Below are 14,616 nucleotides of genomic sequence, written 5' to 3'. Positions count from 1 at the left end.
CAGGAGAGAAGAAGTGGAAAGGAGAAGTTTAGTGATCCCCACCTCGTTTCGCGAGCAGCAGCGGCGGTTTCGTGGCGGGCGGGCCAAAAACCGGGTCTTGCAGGAATCGCGGCCCAGGACTAATCTTAAATGCTGACCGGGCCGTTAGCTCAGTTGGTTAGAGCGCAACGTTGACATCGTTGAGGTCACTGGTTCGAGTCCAGCACGGCCCATTGGTAACCCTAAGCCACAACGCAAGTTGTGGCTTTTTTCGTTTCGGAGAGTTTATTTCGGAGAATTCGTCGGAGAAAACCGGCGTGTGGGGGCTCTGGCCTGGACCCAAATTCTCGCGCGGGTAACGCGGGCTATCGAAATATTCCACAACCACGGTCGCTTTTTGCTGGCTAAGCTACCTTCGCTTTAACCCAATTTCGCGTGTGGTCGCGATCTTCAGCCAGTTGAATCCCCTGCTCGGTGACCGCAGGTCTGTCTACGTCTACGGGATCGGACTCCCGCGTCGGTGTGTCAAAATTTGAAGCATCTACGTCAACGGGTTGCCCCGCCGCAGTTCCAATCGCGCGAGCGTCGTATAAGCGGAAGTACAAAGTTGGCGATCCTCGTGAACCTGCCGGTGTCAACTCCCACGTTCCAAAGCCGAGGTTCGCCAACTCTTCCAACGCCTGTTCGATCCGCGTGTAGCTGTTGTAAGGTTCGCGCAGCCAGCGGCGGAACTGGTGGATTTGCCGCTGAGTGACCTTGCCGTCAAATCGCGAAATCACTTCTAGCAACTTGCGTTGGGAATACCCGTTGTTGCCTGTACGCAGGCAGAGAATTCTCAACTGCGCGGTTTGCGCGAAGACAACAGGCAGGCAAGGAGATGGGCGGAGCGCCAGCGCTTTGACCGCCTTAAAGGCGATGCCGCCAGGCCACAGGTGTTCTCGTCGTTCAACCTGTTCCCGACACCGCCGATGCTGGCCGAGCAGGTCATCGAGATCGCGAACATCCACGGCGGGTTGACGGTGCTCGAACCATCGGCCGGGATGGGCGCGCTGGCAACTGCCGCCAGAGAGGCCGGTGGGGCTGTCGAGTGCGTCGAGATTGATTTGCCGATGGCGAACTACCCGATTGATCAGGGCTTTGCGGTGGAGTGCTGCGACTTCCTGACGCTAACCGTTGGCCAGGTCGACCGCGTGGTGATGAACCCGCCGTTCAAGATGGGCATGGACATCAAGCACATTATGCACGCTCTCGAATGGCCCAAGCCCGGCGGCCGCCTCGTCTCAATCTGCGCCAACGGCCCCAAGTAGCGCGAGAAACTGCAACTGATGGCCACGTGCTGGATCGAACTGCCGCCAGGATCGTTCAAGTCCGAAGGCACGAACGTTGCCGCGGCGATTGTGGTTTTTGATAAATACTTGTTCGAGTCTGGTGAGTAGCGACGAATCAGCGCGGGCGAAGAAGATTTTCTCGCCGCGGATCGATTTGAAAACTTTTCTCGTCACCGCGGTACGCCAAGCCATCGACCAAACGGACGGATGGCACGATGAGATGAACTATCGGCGCCATTTCTGAAACGCTCCCTCTAAAAACACTTCTCCAATCTGAGATCTTAGTTCGTTAAAGAGAGGTTCCTCAATGGGAATATCCGCGATTACCACATACCTCAATTTCTTCATCCGAAGTAATGTAGTCAGATCAGAGACCGGAATCTTGTCAATATGCAAGTGGGACAATTTATGACATGATTCGAGAGGAGTCAAATCAGTAACTGCTGCATTCTGTATGTGCAATGTTTCAAGGTGTTGCAGTTTGGAAAGGGGAGACAAGTTGTTGACGGGCACGTCTTGCAAGTGCAGACCTTGCAATCGCTCACACCTTGCGAGAGGCTCCAGGTTGTCGACCACGACGTTACTGAGATCAAGGACAGTTAGGGATTTGCAGAAAGAAAGTGATTTTAAACTGATCGTCGGGGGCGGCTTGAGGCGTGCGCGTCGAAAACGGAAGAAAGACATGCCAGGAAAGTTGGCCAAAACAGAAATATCTGAAACCGCCGTTTGGCTGCAGTACAAGCTAGACAAGCGTTTGCAGTTTCTGAGCGGCGTTAGGTCACTTACGCCCGTGTCGTCCAACACGAGCATTTGAAGTAAATGTAATCCTTCGAGTGGCTTCAGGTCGACTACTTTCGTTTCAGAAATATCGACATGGTATAGCTTGGTGAGTTTTTTTAACGGATCCAAGCTGCCAACAGGCGTATGGGCAACAATCAAATTGCGGAGTTCACGAAAGTTTGCCGTTGGGGAGAGGTCGGAAACTAATGTAGATCGTAGATCCATATAATCTATGCTGGCGCAATTTGACAGAGGTGAAAGATCAGCCACGCTCGATCCGCTCGCCACGAAAAGTCTCAAGCTCATGGACTTTGATACCGGCGTAAGATCAGCAACGCCCGTGTTTTTCAACGAGATTCCCGTCAGAGAATCCATCGTCGCCAGCACTTCAACTTTGGTATTGTCAATGCAGAGGAAGTTCAAGCGAAGCGAGGAAATCGCCGAAAGGTCTTTAACCGGACAGTTTTGCAGGCTGAGTGTTCGCAGTTCCCTGCAAGCGCGGAGAGGCCCAATTTCACGAATTGCAGTTTCGTCGACTACGAGATCCTGCAAGTGTTTAAATTGTCCGATTCCATCGAGGCTAGTCAGTTTTGTCTTGCGCAAGTGCAGTGCGGTAAGATTTGAATAGCCGGAAAGATCCCATAGATCATCAAAATCTGTAGAAGATAGATCTAGAGACTTCACTTCCAGCGGGTGTTTTTTCTTGGGGATCTTTTCTCGCCAAGCTGCGGACGGAACAGCATCGGCAGGAGCAGGCGGTACATCACCAAACGGATCGGCCGGCGGTGCGCCGTTCAATTCAACTCCGAAAGCGCTGGTACAGAACGCGATCATCAAAAATATAGATGGGACTCGTCGGCGCAATTCAAATTGCAGTGTCGCTATGAGTTTCATGCTATGTTTCCATTGTCTGTGTCTGGTAGCCTTAGTCTATCGCGACGCTGAGCAGTTGTCTGGACAAGAAAGGTCATTGTGATAGATGTGGTATAGAAATCGCCGAGCCTGTTTGGACGTTCACCCCATATAGACCCCCAATCGTGGTCGTGGGCTCTTATGATGCGCTCGGTATCTCCTCCACTTAGTTGGTATTCTAATGTAGCTCTGGTGTTTTTCACAAAAACTTCTAGGCAATCGTTAATCGCCCCCCGCCTGTGTGTGCGCGGCACCGCGCTAAAGTCAGACATTAGAGTACTGGCTGCAAAACCAGTGACACGGCCTCGGAACGTACTAAAAGCAGGTCCCAAAAAACCCTCGTCACTGGGCCGAATTGAAACCAGGACACTCGTTAGAGTCCAAGATTGCTGATAAAAACTAAGGTTCGGATATGCTGCTAAGATGGACGCGTAATCCGCATCGAATCTTCTTTGAATGTCTCGAGGAATGCCGGCGGTGTTGAAATGAAATACTGACGGGAAGCGAACTTGCCCCCAACTTCCCGGCAGAGTGTTTGGAAGTAGAGCTAGTTGACCCCCTTGTGCCTGAGTACCAAACGGATCCCTAAACTCAACTGGCGAATTGTTTACGTAGCGTCGAGTGTTAGCATCACCCGCTTCAAAGCCAATAGGATCATTGCTTAGCCAACTTCCCGTTATAGGGTCATACCATCGGGCGAGATTGTTCTGCAAGCCAGAGGTTTCGTCTAACGGCCGGCCCGTGAAGCCGAAGAGGAGATCGACGGCGGGGTTGGACTCGTTGGTGAGATTGCCGTAGGAGTCGTACTCGCGGTGGTTGGCGACAGTGGCATCGTTAGTGCCGCTGTTGTAACTGACCAAGTCGCGCAAGGTGCCGATCTGATCGCCGAGTGGCCAGATGACTGTACCCGCACTGCCGAGGCTAGTCACTTTCTCATCCGCGAAGAGCTGGTCGACCTGTTCGCCCCAAAGATACCGATGCGAGAGGTCGCTGTCGTCGTCTCCATCGAATTGCAGGACAATCTGCCCGTTCTCGTAAACAAAGAAAGTGTCGACCGCGGCCGCGCCTCCGGGGCCATCCGCGTCGAAGCGACGGCGGATCCATTGGTTGAAGGCGTCGTAGCTGTTGGTGGTGACTTGCAGGATGTTGTTCGAGCTGTCTTTCTCGATCACCTTCGTCAGGCGGTTGCGGAAGTCCCATTCATACTCGGTGACGTAGCCGTTGCTGATCGCCGTCCGGGTGAGCCGGTTCCCTTCGTCGTCGTACGTGTAGTTATAGATTCCGTCGGTATCGACCTGATTGTTTGGATTGACGTGGTAACCCGACATGATCCGGTTGCCGTTCTCGTCGTACTCGTACGACTCATCCGTCGCCGTGCTGTGGTCGGCACCCGTGAGCTGGTTCGTGTCGTCGTGTGTGTAGTTGCTCAAACCATCGAGATACGAATCGATCGACAGAATCCGGCTGGCTGCATCGTAGGCGTACTGATAACCGGCCAGAGGATCGGTTCCCCAACCGGTCGGCGTGGTGGTCGTTTCCGCATGCACCAACTTGAGCAGACGGTTTAGGTTGTCGTAGCTGTAATGCGAGCTGGCCACGAACTCCGACTGGTCGGCCGACGCGTAACGATCAAGACGCGTGTATTGCCCCAGCGAGTTGTAATTGAAGTCGATCCGCTTGGCAGCCACCACGTTGTCAGCACCACTCTGCTGAATTAGCGTCGAGAGCCGTTGCAGGTCGTCGTAGGCATACGTGTTCTGGAAGTCTTCATCCCCATCGAGAATCGCTTGCAAGAGTTCACGCCGACTGGCCGAGTTGTACTGGCTGACGAACTCAATCTCCGGCGTCAGCCCGGCCAGGTTCTGCACGTAGCCAGTCACGCGTCCCAAGTCGTCGTACGTGTACTCATAGGTCGCATCGGGATCGCTGGTCTGCTCCAGATCACCGTCGGCGTTGAAGGTCGAAGCAATCGTCCGCACCAGGTTGCTGTTGGTGAGATTGCCTGCCTGTGACTGCAGCGGCGCGAGGTTGGCGCCCGAGTAAGCGCCGGTGAAGGTGATCGTCCAAGGCCCGCCGGTCGAGCCGGAGACCGAAACGGTCCCGACGCCGGATAACGCCTCGAGCGCCGCATCGACTTCGCCGGTGGTCGCATCCCAATCGAGCGCCGCCGTGCTCGCTCCGCCGAAGCCGAGCGTGAACGTACCGCCGGTTGTATTGCTGAGCGTGACCACCTGAACCTCGTCTACCTTCGCGCCGGTCGTATCAGTGGCTTCCACCTCCGTCCCCGGAGCGCCGATTCCATTATAGACCGACGCCGCGTCAATGCTAATTTGCGAGACGTTGGTTCCGGCCAGGGCGCCGGTAAAGGTAATCTGCCACTCCTGGTGCGTGATGCTGTTGGCGACCTTCACCACCGACACGTCACCGCTGTCGATGTTGCTGAGAGCCACCAACGCCGCCTGCACCGCAACTGCACTCGCGCTGTAAGGAATCGCCGCAGTCGTCTGGCCGCCATAAGTCAGCGTGAACGTCCCCGATTGGAAGGCCGTCGAATCCGAGAAGCCGACGCGCTGCACCTCGTTAGTCATCGAGCCGTCGGAAGTCGAGACACCGACACTGGGACGTGCTCCGCCCCACCATTCTTCCGCTGTCTGCCGGTTGAGATGGTCGTATTCATAGATCATCACCCGCTCATTGCGGTCGGTACGCTGCAGAAGATTTCCCGCCGCGTCGTACACGAAGGAGCGGCTGTCGCCGAGTTGGTTCTTCTCTTCGACCATCCGGTTCAGTTTGTCGTAAACCCACTCGGTAGTATTATTCACAGGATCGGTCAGGAACTTCAGGTTCCCGGCGCTGTCGTACTGGTAGGTCGTCGCTCCCTGCAACGCATCCTGGCTGGAAGTGCGCCGATTCAGCGCGTCGTACTCGTAGTTCGTGGCATGCAAGAGCGGATCGAGGACTTGCACCAAGTTCCCCGTCAGCGAGTATTGATACTGGGTCACCGGAGCAGTTTGACCACCACCAGCATCCGGATCAGGTTGCGTAACGGCGAGCGTCCGACCGAGATTGTCGTATTCATAGGTTGTGGTATTGCCGAGAGCATAGGTAGCGTTGAGCAACTGGCCTGCTGCATCATATTCCCATTCGCTGACCGGCGCCGGTAAACCACCCACGCCATCCGGATCGGGTTGCGTGACCTTGATCAAGTTGTCGAGATCGTCGTAGTCATACGTCGTGATGTTGCCCAGCGCGTCCTTGTCCGTCTCTTTCCGGCTGGCCACATCGTAGGTCGCTTCCAGCTGCGGCCGAGCCAAGCCACCAGCGCCATCCGGATCAGGAAGTTTCGTGACCGTCAACCGCCCCAGGTCATCGTAGACGTACTCAGTTACCCGGCTTCCCGGCGCTGTCATCTTCGTCAACTGACCCGCAGCATCGAACTCGTATGCCGTCACGAGCGCAGTCAAGCCGCCAGCGCCATCCGGATCAGCCGTAGTGATCTTCACCTGACGATCGCGGTTGTCGTATTCGTAGCTGGTGACGTTGCCCAGCGGATCGGTGACCGCCAGCAGGTGCCCGGCCAGGTCATACGCATACTCGGTCACCGGCGCCGTGAGCGAACCACCACCATCGGGATCGGGCTGCGTGACTCTCACCAACCGGCCAAGCAGATCGTATTCACGTGTCGTCACACCGCCATTGGCGTCGGTCTCGCTGATCAGATTCCCCGATACGTCGAACACCTGAGACATGATCGGTGAGGTCTGCAGCCCCACACCATCGGGATCGGGCAGCGTGATCTTGAGATTCTGCCCGAAGTTCGTGTACTCATAGGTCGTGACGTTCCCTAGGGCATCGGTCGTGGAGCTCACTCGCCCCAGAACGTCATAGGCGGTCTGCGTGGTGGGATTCACCAGATCCGCGGCCACGCCGGCCGTGTCGGTGCTCACCGAAGGAGTAGCGCCAAGAGTTCCCGTGATGTCCGAAACGGTCATCTGCGCCACATTCGTACCCGCTAGATTGCCGCGGAACGTGACGGTCGCTGCCGTGCTGGTATGGGTCACTTTGGTATTGCCAACGCCCCACAGGCTGTCGAGCGCTGCCTGCAGCCCACTCAGATCCGTCAGGTCCACGACCGCGGAATTGCTGTTGCCGTTGAGCTTGAAGGTTCCCACGGTGCCACTGTCGAAATCGATGATCTGCACTTCGTTGACTGCGGTGGTTGGATCGGCGACCTCGGGCAACGTGACCTTGGTCTGGCGTCCCAGCTTGTCATACGTGAAGATCGTTTCCCGGTGCAGCGGATCGGTGGCCGAGATCACGAGCCCGCGGTCATCATACGTCGTGGTCGTGGTGGTCAGTTCGCTATCACCGTCGTGATCGGGACGTTCCACTTTGGTGACGCGGCTCCGCTTGTCGTACGTGTAGATCGTCTCCCGATCAAGCGGATCGATTTCTTTGGTGCGGCGATTGCGCGCGTCGTATTCATACTTCCATTCGGGGCGAGCCAGTGGGTCACCACCATCCGGATCGGGCAGAGTGGTTTTGGTCAGCCGCCCCAGCAAGTCATAGTCGTAATCCGTCCGCCGCGATAATTCGTCGAGTTCATAATCGACGGTCCCATCCGCGTTGTAGTACGTGTAGGCCGTCGCTTCGTCGGCCGTACCCTCGGCATAGGTAACCGAGGTGACATCGCCCCGAGCGTTGTAGGTATAGACCGTCACACGCCCCAATGGGTCGGTCATGGTCTCGACCAGCCCCGCCGGTGGATCGGCTGGATCGCTGGGCGCTGCAGTGTACGTGTAACCTGTGATGATGTCGTCCGTTTCGAGATTGACGAGATCGTCAACTTCGCCGATCACTTGGCGCACTTCGGTGTTGAAACCTGTGAGCGGATCAATCGTGTAAAGCGTCGTCAGTCCGCGTTCATTGACATAGGAGGTGGGTACATTCCAGGTCGCATCGTATTCCCAAGTCCGCACGCCCGAGTTGGGCAACGTCATCTTCAGAAGATTCCCCTGCGTATCGTACTGATAGCGGGTGATCATCGTTTCGGGACCAGCGCCATCTGGATCCGGATCTGTTTGCTTCGTGATCCGCCCGTTAGCATCCCGCTCGTAGAGCGTCACGTTTCCTTCAGCATCCGTCATCTGCACTGGCAGACCCAGCGCGCCCAACACGTAAGTCGTGAGTTCGCCATTTTCATCCTCGGAAGTAGCCACGACGTCACTGGCCGGCTTGAGGCTCTCGGGATTTAGGGATGTTCCGTACCCGGCGCGTGGCAGCGTGGACGTCAGTGAATTTACAAATGTTTCTGTGGAACCATCTTGATTTTCGCGTGCGGTCAAGGCGCCGGCGGAATCATAGGTAAACGTCATCGTGTCGCTGCCATCGGCGACCGTTTTCAAGTAGCCATCTTCGTATGTGAAGCTAGTCACTAAGGCACTGAGTGGGCCGCCACCGTCTGGATCAGGATAGGTAATCGTTTTCAGCTGATCATCTTCGTAGCCGAATGCGACACTGCGGCCGTCGAAGTCCGTGAGGCCAGCTAGTCGTTGATCGACATAGTCGTAGGTGAGCGTGCGCCCATCGTATTCTTCGACCTCCAACAGGTCATCTGCTTTCGAGTCGCCATCCGCATTCGTGTAAACGAAGGTCGTTTTTCTTCCCTGCGTATCAGTCTTTTCCGTTACCAGACCCAACGAGTTAAACAGTAGCTCATTTCCCCAGCGATCTGAGATCGTGAAGGTGCCATCGGAATTGTCGACCAGCTCCGAGAAATCCTGATCACCCTGGGGACGCTTGAAGTTAGCTCCGTCTTTCTTAAACCACAGGAGGCGATCGCCCATATGCTGCCACAGCGCACCTTCAGGGGTGATGGTCAGTCGGTCGATGGCGGCAATCGACCAACCAGCACTGAGCAACGCATTCGAAGGACCCGAGACCAAGGAATTTCCAGTCACGTCGTAGGACACCGTGTGGCCGCCGGCGTAATTTTCGGTGATCGGGATGCTCCACTCGGCCAGCCCAGTATCGAGCGCTGTGATGTCGAGCAAATCGCTGACGCGAAATCCCTGGCCTGGTGAGATACCGGCAGTGGAATACACCTGCCCATTCACTTCCACCGTGTCTGGAACTAACGCACCTTCCAAGAAAGACATGTCCAAAGACATGACCGCCGGGCGGAACTCATTCGTCGAATAACGCGGCATGTACATCGCGGCCATCGCCGATGGACTTGGTGGCGTCACCACGTTGTTGCCAGTTTGCAGATTTTCACTGCTCTGTGAGCCGTCCGGCGTTGCCAGGCAGGCACAGACCGGGTTCGATATCTCGACAGTGACCGTTGTCTTCGTGCCGGTTTGACCGCCCGCCGCGTACATCGTCACGTTGTCCAGGAAGGTTCCTAGCGTGTCTCGGTATTCGGGAAATGGTGGCGTTGGCTCTGCGTATGGATTTTCACTGACGTCCGCGAACTTGATTTTCGTAGTGGTGCTTTTAGCCACGAATGAAATCGTATAAGTACCCCAGTCAGTCGAGTCGGCTTCAAACTTGTCGCTGTAGAACGTGCCGCCGCTACTGACAGTTACACGCATTGTGTTATCTTCCGAGTCTGTGCCTGTCCGCGCTGCCAGAGCGAACGACAGAACATAAGTCTGGTCCACAATCGTGGAGATCGATTGTTCGATCGCCGAAGCGCCATTTTCGCCATCGGCATTTTGACCACCTCCTGCTGGGCCATCTTCATCGGCGTCCAGTTCGATGTAGTTGTCACCGTAAGGAGTAGAAGTCACCGTTTCATGCTGGACTTCAATCCGAGGGCCCGACACCAGATTCCACCCAGGCAATCCATAAAAGATGTTCCAGGAATAACCACGGAATCCTTCGCTGCCAACTTCTTCAAAGCTCCCGTTGACGACCAGATTCACGCCGTTCACCTGCGTCACATGGACTGTAGTAAACGTAAAGGTGTAGCTGCTGGTACCACCAACCGAGATTCCGATCGTGGGAGTAACATCGCCCGGCACCTGAAACCCATGGCCGATTCCAATGGGATCACCACCCTCACCGGGCACCAAGGTCGGTTCGTCCGGATCCAGGGGATCGACCGAATCATCCCAGTCGATCACGTAATCGATAAACGGGATGTCCGAACTCAAGGTGAGTTCGTACGAGTGACCTTGAGTGGCTGTCGCCGCTCCTGACACTTGGAACGCGGCCGGGATCGCCAGCGCGAAGTACGACGTATCGACGTCTAAGCCATTGCTGGTCTCAATCTCGAACACGTAATTGGTTGTTGCCAGGAACGTGAACACATTGGGATCGATCACCGTAATGACGCCCGTGGAGCTGATCGCCAGCCCACCCGCCACAGCTTCCGAAACGAACTGGAAAGAATGGGTATCGCCATCATCGTCTAAGACCGGGACTGTCCCCAACACTTGGCCCAGTTCCAAAGGTTCCTGCACCACATACAGCAGATCCTGCGCATCCAGATCGTCGTCAATGCCCGACACCGTGATCGTCACGGTTGCCGTATCAGTCTCCAGCAGCGAATTGCGCAGCGTGTAAGTAAAGGAGTCGTTCGCCGACTGTGAGCCGTTCAGCGCCTGCAGCGTCTGCGAAGTCTGCGGATAGTAATCGAAGGTTCCATTCGATCGAACGACAACCTTCGCTCCCAACGCACTGGTCAACACGGCCGGAACTGGGGTTCTGCTTTGGCCGAGGTCAGTGATGTCGTTGGCATTCAACTCAAAGCCGGTCGAAGAGCTGAAAGGATCGGCGTCTTCATTCGTTGAATAGCTGTCGTTGACTGCCTCCGGCGGATCGACGAGCACGGTATCGGTACCGCTGTCGTAACCAGGAAACGCATCGACCGCAGCACCGCCTCGCAGTGTATCGTTGCCCGTGCCACCAGTCAGCGAGTCTTCGCCGTCGCCGCCCGACAGGCTGTCGTTGCCAGCTCCGCCTTCTAACGTGTCATTGCCCCCGCCACCCGTCAGCGTGTCATCGCCGTCGCCGCCGTAGAGTAAGTCGTTGGCAGCACCACCCGTGATCGTGTCGTTCCCGGTTCCACCGTAGGCGCGAATGACCGCGGCCACGTCACTATCGGTCGCGATTGTGTCATTACCGCCGTGCGTCTCGATGCGGAACTCCACACTCGACGTCAACCCCGTGATACCCGTCGTGTCGAGGTTGGTTTCGACGTGCGTATTACTCCCGCTCTTCGTGATCGTCACGGTGTCGGCAGCGGTATCGCTGCCATGAACGTGAATGTAGGTGGTCCCCGACGCACTTGTCTGGAAGATGCCACCTTCGAAGAGCAGCTTATTGTTGGCAGTGGTGGTGTCTCCCGTCACGGCTGTATCGTCGAGCACGACGAGCAAACGGTAGTCTGACAGGCTATTCACTCCGGTCGGAGTTACCGTTGCGGTCTGGGTGGCTCCCAGCGTCACGTTGCCCGGCGTGGTCGTTGAAGCAAGCAGTGTACCCGGAGTCGTGCCATCTGAAGTCGTATAGATCTTGAGGGGAATCGCGACCGGTGTTTGGCTCACGGTCACAACGTAATCAACCTTCCAGTTGGAGCCATCTGCGTAGAAGCCAGTCACCTCGACTTCTGGCGGCGGCGGTACGATGTACTCGTACGCGCCGATGTCGTACTGCGCCGTGCCGCTCGAATCACCATCCTGCGGACGCAACTCGTTGCGCTGATCCACGCCAGGCGCACCCGATGAGGTGCCCGCATCGATGGCTGGGCTATTGCTGGCCAGCGCGTGGGTATACGTCGGACCGCCATTGTTCGCGAGTGAACCGATCTGAGGGTTAACCCCCAGCTGGTTGCCTGTCGTGGTCCCGGTGATGAACGAACTGATCGAAGAGAGGCTGAAGAGGTTGTAGCCACCGCTGTTGATGGTGTGGCCGCCCGAGCCTCCCAGGTCTGCGGACGTGCCGCTGCCTGCGGTACTCCCCGCCATGATCGTGTTCTTCATCGCCACCGATGAGAAGCCGCCCACATAGAAGGCGCCACCCGCGCCCGACGCGCTATTGTTGGCGAACGTGCTGTTCACAGACGAAGACGTCGTGTTGCCGCTGCTGAGATAAACGCCGCCTCCCGTGGCGGCAGAGTTTCCAGAGACCGTCGAGTTCGAGAAGGAGATCGCAGAAGTCGTGTTCCACAGGCCGCCACCATTGCGATAGGCGCTATTACCCGAAAGTGTCGAGCGGACAAGACTGAGCGGTTGGTACGTAAAGATGCCGCCGCCTTCACCGAGATTGACGTTTGTGGAAGGGGCTGTGTTTCCAGAGACGGTAGACTCGGTTAGCGTGATCGCCGCGCTGCCACCAGTCCGATACAAACCGCCGCCCGTACCGGCCGTGTTGTTGCTAATCGTCAGTCCTGTAATGCCAACAGCTGATGAAGGAGCATTGACATACAAACCGCCGCCTTGGCGGACGGCTTCATTGTTGGTTATGGAGCCGCCAGTGATGGCAAGACTCACGCTACTCACTGCCACGCCACCACCATCTTGGCCCGCGTAGTTATCGTCGACCGCAACTGAATCAAGTGTGAGTGAACCGCCCGACATGTAGAGGCCGCCGCCATCGTAGCCGCTCGCAGTTGAATTACCCGAGATCTCGGAATTCGAGATCGAAACCGTCACGCCGTTCAAATACAGGCCAGCACCAAATCGCGACGTGTTGTTATCGCGGATGATCGTGTCGGTGATCGTAAGCGACCCGCCCGACGTTGCCGCGATACCACCTCCTTGATAGCCGATATTATCCTCGATAACGCAGTCGTCGATGGTGATCGTTGAGTTGTAGCCCTGGATGCCCGCACCCGAAGGACGACTCCCTGTGGAACCACCGTTTTTGATTGTCAAATCATTAAACGTCGCGGTCACTGTCCAATACGCATCGAACACCCGTCCTGTGTTGTTGGCATCGACGATCGTATTGGCTGCCGTATCGCCTTGAAACGTGATGCTCTTTCCCATCTCGGAAAGCTGTGGCAGCGCCGACGACAACACGTATGTGCCAGCCGCCAGATTGATAGTGTCATTCTGACCGTTGGAATTGGCTGCCGTGATCGCAGCTCTCAGACTACCCGCGGCGCCATCCGCTACACCCGCCGTCACATTGAACGTCGCCATCAGCGAACGGTCTTCGAGTTGCTCCAGCAACATCCGCCGCCGCACCAGTCTCTGTGCAGTGGCGGCCTCACGACGACGAGAGTTTTCCAGGCGGGAACCAACATCACGACGCGAAGAAGATCGATTCATGGTGCAATATCCTTATGCTTAAGCGCGCGACAACCCAGTTAACAAAAGAAATGACGACACTCGGACTTCAAACCCGAGTTACAGATAAGACACGCACTGATTGACAACTTGGGTCAATCAACTCGCAGAAAATCTGAAAAGAAAATATCAAACAAACCAGCTTCACGCCGGTCGAGTGAAATAATGACAACGCCAGCCTGTAACACATTCACGGCGTTCATTCCGTTAGCTGCATATCATGCAGCTTGATCCCTCAGATCGCCCCAGTGCATCTTTGATGCGGCGTAGGTTCTACTGACTCTCAAGCGTGAATGTCAACTATTTGAGAGAGATTATTTCACAAAAGCTTGCGAGTAACCTTAAGTACTCCGTGGAGTCTGACAAGCAATGTCACCTCAGTGCGTCAACGTGTCGCATATCTTAGAGCCTATCTCAAAACGACTAGCTGGGCAGTATGAAACTCCATTTGATCAATAGAGCTTCATGATCTCCCCGTCCGCACGATTTCCAAGCTGGCGTAACGTTTGTGGATCAATCTGCAGCGACAGAAACCTCGTGCAGCCATCAGCAAGTCCGATGTTCACTCCACCCGGGTGATAACTCCCAAAACCGCCCACATAGAGTGGTCCGAGTTTTTGCTTGTCGCCGCCAAGTGAGTTCCCCGCGGCCAGGTATGCCTCTCCGGTTTCCAGTGCGCCCGTGTTCCGCAGCGTGGCGCGAGTTCCCGAGACCCATCCCAAGCCGTCCGGCGAATCGAGCATCTCACCAATCAACAAGGTCGACGAGCTGCCGTCGAAAATCTGCGAGTGCCGTACCTGGCTGTTGAGAAAGAGCAAGCCGCGATTGTCTTTGTCGATCGGAGCTTCGGCATCGTGATGACAGCCGGCATAGTTGCTGCGGGCAATCGTTCCGGCCTGGTTCGTCATCGGCACGCCGTCCGAGGCGCATTGCAAGACGCGGATCTGTGCTCCTCGTACGGGTGCGTTCACATCGGCATAAGCGCCGTCGGCTTCATGGAAGCGTTTGGCCAGCGCTCTTTGTTCCAGGTAAGGGAGGATCTTCACAATCCAGCTCACATGAGTTCCCTTGGCTTCATTCCGCACCGGCCCCTCGTCGTTGACAGTGCCCGGCGGAAGCTTTTCAAAATGGAATTCGAAGTTGTGCACGGCGAGTCCCAGTTGCGTGACGTTATTGAGGCACGAAGTGCGCCTCGCCGCTTCTCTCGCAGCCTGCACTGCGGGCAGCAGCAGAGCGATCAGCACACCAATGATGGCGATTACCACGAGTAGCTCGATCAGCGTGAATGCTCGGCGGTTGGAACGGGTGACCATGGTCTT

General features: G+C 56.2%; 5 protein-coding genes and 1 tRNA gene. 2 read left to right on the top strand and 4 right to left on the bottom strand.

Annotation, left to right across the window (positions count from 1 at the left end; translation table 11 throughout):
* The first annotated feature begins 138 nt into the window (after positions 1-138).
* Positions 139-212 (top strand) — tRNA-Val (locus tag M9Q49_RS27995).
* A 171-nt stretch (positions 213-383) separates the two neighbouring features.
* On the opposite strand, the gene M9Q49_RS27990 is transcribed toward M9Q49_RS27995, so the two are convergent.
* Positions 384-758 carry a hypothetical protein gene (locus tag M9Q49_RS27990; RefSeq protein WP_254512605.1) on the bottom strand — a complete coding sequence of 125 codons (375 nt, stop codon included), beginning with the start codon at positions 756-758 and terminating at the stop codon, positions 384-386.
* Between the two features lie 15 nt (positions 759-773).
* Between M9Q49_RS27990 and M9Q49_RS27985 the strand changes: the two genes are divergently transcribed.
* A complete protein-coding gene (locus tag M9Q49_RS27985) occupies positions 774-1,286 on the top strand; it encodes a hypothetical protein (RefSeq protein ID WP_254512604.1) in 513 nt (170 codons plus the stop codon).
* Between the two features lie 246 nt (positions 1,287-1,532).
* Here M9Q49_RS27985 and M9Q49_RS27980 read toward each other — a convergent pair whose 3' ends face one another.
* The 3 genes from M9Q49_RS27980 to M9Q49_RS27970 form a co-directional block, all read right to left on the bottom strand.
* A complete protein-coding gene (locus M9Q49_RS27980; RefSeq protein WP_254512603.1) occupies positions 1,533-2,981 on the bottom strand; it encodes a leucine-rich repeat domain-containing protein in 1,449 nt (482 codons plus the stop codon).
* Positions 2,978-13,279: a choice-of-anchor Q domain-containing protein gene (locus tag M9Q49_RS27975; RefSeq protein ID WP_254512602.1), complete on the bottom strand. Its 10,302-nt coding sequence runs from the start codon at positions 13,277-13,279 to the stop codon at positions 2,978-2,980. Before M9Q49_RS27975 ends, M9Q49_RS27980 begins: the two co-directional genes overlap by 4 nt.
* Positions 13,280-13,749: 470 nt before the next feature.
* A complete protein-coding gene (locus tag M9Q49_RS27970) occupies positions 13,750-14,610 on the bottom strand; it encodes a DUF1559 domain-containing protein (protein ID WP_254512601.1) in 861 nt (286 codons plus the stop codon).
* Positions 14,611-14,616: the final 6 nt, after the last annotated feature.

Source organism: Anatilimnocola floriformis (assembly GCF_024256385.1).
GTDB lineage: Bacteria > Planctomycetota > Planctomycetia > Pirellulales > Pirellulaceae > Anatilimnocola > Anatilimnocola floriformis.
This window is presented reverse-complemented; position numbering and strand designations above follow the sequence as displayed.

Coding starts and splice junctions, on each gene's coding strand:
- M9Q49_RS27975 (WP_254512602.1), bottom strand. CDS start 13,279: ATGAATCGATCTTCTTCGCGTCGTGATGTTGGTTCCCGCCTGGAAAAC.
- M9Q49_RS27970 (WP_254512601.1), bottom strand. CDS start 14,610: ATGGTCACCCGTTCCAACCGCCGAGCATTCACGCTGATCGAGCTACTC.
- M9Q49_RS27980 (WP_254512603.1), bottom strand. CDS start 2,981: ATGAAACTCATAGCGACACTGCAATTTGAATTGCGCCGACGAGTCCCA.